Genomic DNA, 1,577 nt, shown 5'->3' on the forward strand with positions numbered 1-1,577 from the left:
GGTTGCGCTCCCGCATCAGCTCTCGAATGGCCTGGGATCGGGCTACGCCGCGCAGAGTGGAGCTGGGAATGTAAGGGATCCCTAAGTGATCGAAAGCAGGGAGCATCATGCTCTCCGGGCCTTTGGCTCCACCGACTCGAATTCGCCAGGGACAGGTGACCTGAAAGGTGTTGCTGGCAATACGCTGGGTGCGCTCATTCAAAACCTTCAAGCGAGCTCCAAAGTTGATCCTGGTTTCCACTTGGTGCGCCAGCTCCGCCTTGGTGCCGTCTTTAAAAGCATCGAGTGGCGCTCGCATCCAGCGCAAATATTCAACAAAGCCGGCGGTGGGATCGGGGTTGGGCGTGGGATCCAAGGGGTGACCTAGCCACGGCGAGGGCTGAGAATTGTTGCCCCCTCGGCCACCACCTCCACCGCGCGGCTGGTTTCCCCCACCATTGCCTCCTTTAGGTCGATTTTCCTGAGGTGGCTGGCGGCTGGGATCCCCTGGCCTGGGAGGACGAGGAAGCGGCTGGGAAGTGTTGCCAGGACGGGCAGAGCGATGACCAGTCATGGGATCTTCTCCAAAAAAGGGAAAAAGGGTTAGGAGTTGCCAAGAGTTTGCCGAAATTCACGCAACATGGCGCTGGTGCCAATCTCTAAGGCCCGTTGAATGAGCTGAGGCACAAGCTTGGGGATGTCGAAGTCTGGAAAAAGCTGGCTGCGGCTGGATTCGACGTAGTCTTGCTCCTGCAAGATAAATATCCGCAAACTTCGCTCATTCAAGATCCAAACTTCTGGCACGCCAATAGCTTTGTAGGCATCGATAAAAGTTTGGGAAGTAACATCGGACTCAATGGCCAGATCGGGTGGGGGGAACAAATCAACATCGATCCTTCCCTCACAGCCACGCACCTGCTCCAGGTGATTGACATAGAAACAGGTGTCTGGTTCTACTCCAGCACTGCCAGATTTTTTGAGGGTTGTTGAGCCAAAATCTTCCCAGTCTCTCCCCTGAGCATCGAGGAGAGCTTTTACAATATCTCCAGCGATGCGATGAGGGCGTTCATGCTTGGATAAGGGAGACATAATCTCGAAAGTTCCATTGCAGTAGGCAATGCGAGTATGGCGATCTTCGCCCAGCTCTTCCAGAATGTTCTCGCAGTCTTGCCAGGTCAACGGATGGATGACCACTCGGCTCCCCTCTTGGAGGTGGATAGACTGCAGGGGAATGGCTACACCCATTACTCTCCTCCTTTGACGTCGTGGTAGATGGCGGTGGCCCAAAAGCCAAACTCCTGAGCTAAAGCCAGACCCAGTCCTGTGAGGCCCAGATACTCTTCAACTCCCAATTGCATAATTAGAGCTAGCAATTCCTTTTTGGCCAGAGATCTCCTCTAGACAACTAAAAAACTCCTTGACCACTTGCTTTTTGCCCTCTTGGCTGAGGGCATTCTCTTCTGCCTTAAGTAACTTGCGCAAGTCCTCCTGCAGGCTGACGGGCCTCACCAGCTCCAGGGAACGGGAGATGTCGCGGATGGCCTGTCCAAAGCTCTGCAGCCGGGTGGGCCTGGGATCCCCTTTGCAGGGCTTTTGCT

General features: G+C 54.9%; 2 protein-coding genes and 1 pseudogene. All 3 read right to left on the reverse strand.

The window, feature by feature from the left end:
- Positions 1-553 (reverse strand): RAMP superfamily CRISPR-associated protein (locus tag NW860_RS07890; protein ID WP_414513482.1); only part of this gene is annotated, 553 nt, incomplete at its 3' end.
- A gap of 29 nt (positions 554-582) precedes the next feature.
- The gene (locus NW860_RS07895; RefSeq protein WP_414513484.1) at positions 583-1,224 is read right to left on the reverse strand and encodes a Uma2 family endonuclease; all 642 of its coding nucleotides are present in this window, start codon (positions 1,222-1,224) and stop codon (positions 583-585) included.
- Between the two features lie 96 nt (positions 1,225-1,320).
- Positions 1,321-1,577: pseudogene (locus NW860_RS07900) on the reverse strand (hypothetical protein); the annotation flags it as partial.

The sequence above is a fragment of the Synechococcus sp. F70.1 genome (assembly GCF_047502745.1).
In the GTDB taxonomy this organism is placed as follows: Bacteria; Cyanobacteriota; Cyanobacteriia; order Thermostichales; family Thermostichaceae; genus Thermostichus.